The organism is Bacteroidales bacterium, assembly GCA_023228145.1.
In the GTDB taxonomy this organism is placed as follows: Bacteria; Bacteroidota; Bacteroidia; order Bacteroidales; family CAIWKO01; genus CAIWKO01.
This window is the reverse complement of sequence record JALOBU010000054.1, coordinates 1-2,827: the sequence shown is the minus strand read 5'-3', so window position 1 is coordinate 2,827 and position 2,827 is coordinate 1. Positions and strand designations below refer to the sequence as shown.

The following is a 2,827-nucleotide window of genomic DNA, read 5'->3' as shown; positions in this document are numbered from 1 at the left end:
AAAATTTCTCTTAAGGAGTTTCTTACCTTAAAAATATAATTCACTAAAATTAAGAAATTTTTTTGTTAAATCAAAATAAATTACTATTCTTTTCATTTTTTGTCAAAATTATTTTAAAAGCGCTTTATTTTATATGGATTCAGATGTGCAGTAACACCCATTATCTTTTTATAAAGAATTCCTCATTCGAGATCGCCCTCTGCTGTGTGATATGATTTCTTCCTTCACAGCCGGTGGCAGGCTTCAGACTTTCACCTTCCAACCTCAAAAAAAAACTCCCGGCACCCTTTCAAGTCCCCAAAGCCTTTCCTTCCACTTTATATTTTTAACTTCTCCGCCGCGGCTAACTTCTAACCTCCCAACCTCTTTGTGTTCTAATCTACCTCGTTCGCCAGCGTACAGGGTTCCTTATTTTATAATAACCATTTTCTTGGTACCCACCGCGCCTTTGCTTGTTTGCAACTGGTAAAAATATGTGCCTGCCGGAAGCTGTGTGTTATCGAGCAATATATCACTAAAAGTATTATCAATTTTGTAACGCTTCACTTCCATACCCTGCATATTATACAAAATAAGCTCACCCTCCGTTTCTCCATTAGGCAATTCGTATTGCAGCGTAACAGCGCCATTGCTTGGGTTGGGGTACAATTTGCTTAACTGCCCGCTTTGTGCCTGCATCAGCTGCCCGTTTGCTTCGGCAATATCAGTGGTTAATGTGCCGGGCAAACTAAATACTTTTGCCTGTCCATTGGTACAACTTAAAATCATTTTTGTGCCGTAAGAGGTATTATAAATAGGATATTGCGATTGTGGAGTATTTACTTTTACCAGGGGACCCATGCTATCTGCTTGAAAAATTAAAGTGCCATCCTCCTTATATATTCGTGTATGGGGCACAGAAACGGTTCCTGTAGTATAAACGTACATAAACTCTATTTCATTATCATTATCAAATAAACTCTCAGATGAATAAAGGATTATTGGAATATTATTAGCATTTTGTGGGAAACCAGCATAAGAAATTGATTTCAAAAAAGAATGGTTCATGTTATACAAATCTATTGATTTATTTACAATGTTAATTTTCACATAACGTTCACCCGATACTTCAAATTTTATTATCATTAGTTGATTCAAATCATAAGTAGAGGCAGTATCATAAGTATGTTCTAAAGTTATTTGTGCGCTTGCATTCAAACTAAATATAAACATAACAACAAGTACAATATTTTTCATTTTAATTTGTATTAATCAAAAATAATATTTTTTCTACAGAGAACAAAAAGCCCATTCAATAATGAGCTTTTTGCATTTTTTTGCAATTATTCCTTAATCATTTTTTTTGTATCAATCACTTTATCGTTAATAACAAGTGAATAAGTGTACATACCTGCTACAAGATTTGAAGCAGAAACATTTAACTGCCCCATTCCTTTTTCTGTTATTTTAAATAATTTTAATTGACTGCCAAATTCATCATAAAAAACAATTTGAGCATCTGTATTATCTGGTACGAAATATTTTATTGAAGTGCCATCGTTAAAAGGATTGGGCGCATTTTGATAAAGAACTGCACTATTGGCAAGTTCTACATTATAAATGCTTGTTGAATTTTCCTCTTCGTTATCATTATTTTGCATGGATTTATTTATTGCCCCATGCAAACAACAATTTTGCAAAACTACTAATAAACTATCTGTTGTTTTCTGATGAACCTTCAAACTATCTATTGTATGGCTAAGTTCCTGAACAGCTTTTACAAGCGGCACAACCATCTCTGCATAAGACAATCCATAAGGGTCAGCGTTATTGTCAGGTGTATGAACTATGGATGAAGTAAAGCCACAAACATGTGCTACCGAATCAACTTCCTGTGCAATAAAACCTGAATGAATAATAGCCGTTGATGGCGCAAAACTCATACCTGACTGATGAATTGCCTTAATACTATCAGGCATATTTTGAATAATAAAATTGTCAAGCTGATGTGTATTCAATTGGTAAGTAACTGGGCGTAGTTTATTAATAAATTCTAAGCCCTTAACATTTTCATGTACATTGAATTTAAAACGTCCATCAGAATAATCAGTCCAAGCTGCAAATCCTCCAATTTCAGTTACTGCATAATTACCAACCATGACATGGTTTGAAGCTGTTACAACTGCCCCATAACCAATTGCTGTAGCATTTGATAAATTAGAAAAATTAACATCAGCCCAAGAGCCAATTGCAGTATTCGAATATCCTACAGTATTATCATATAAGGCGAATTCACCAATAGCCGTGTTTCTGTTACCACTGGTATTGTAATATAGGGCGTCATAGCCTACCGCCACATTAGCTCCTGTATTTGCGTAAAAGCCCCCCGTGGAATTACTGTATAGAGCCTGATATCCAACAGCGGTGTTCCCAATTCCGCTTGTATTTGAAAAAAGAGCCTGATTCCCATTAGATGTATTTTTATATCCTGTTGTATTTGAATAAAGTGATTGATTCCCTTGAGCTGTATTTTGGTATCCTGTTGTGTTAGTGTACAAAGTTTGCAACCCGAAAGCAGTATTTGAATTAGCTGTTGTATTTGAAAAAAGAGCGCCGGTTCCTGTGGCGGTATTATAACTTCCCGTAGTATTTGAAAAAAGAGCGCATAATCCTGAGGCCGTATTATAAATCCCCGTGGTGTTTAATGCCAACGCACTATCTCCCAAGGCGGAGTTGCTTTTGCCGGTAGTATTATAAAAACCAGCTGCATAACCCACAAAAGTATTACCAGTGCCTGTTGCATTATTTAACCCTGCACAAGAGCCAATAAATGTATTATTGGATGACG

Annotated in this window: 2 protein-coding genes; both read right to left on the bottom strand. The window is 35.6% G+C overall.

From position 1 onward, the window contains the following. Positions 1-408: 408 nt before the first annotated feature. A complete protein-coding gene (locus tag M0R16_13415) occupies positions 409-1,236 on the bottom strand; it encodes a T9SS type A sorting domain-containing protein (protein MCK9613870.1) in 828 nt (275 codons plus the stop codon). 86 nt (positions 1,237-1,322) lie between these two features. After that, the coding region (locus M0R16_13410; GenBank protein ID MCK9613869.1) for a tail fiber domain-containing protein at positions 1,323-2,827 on the bottom strand (1,505 nt) is incomplete at its 5' end.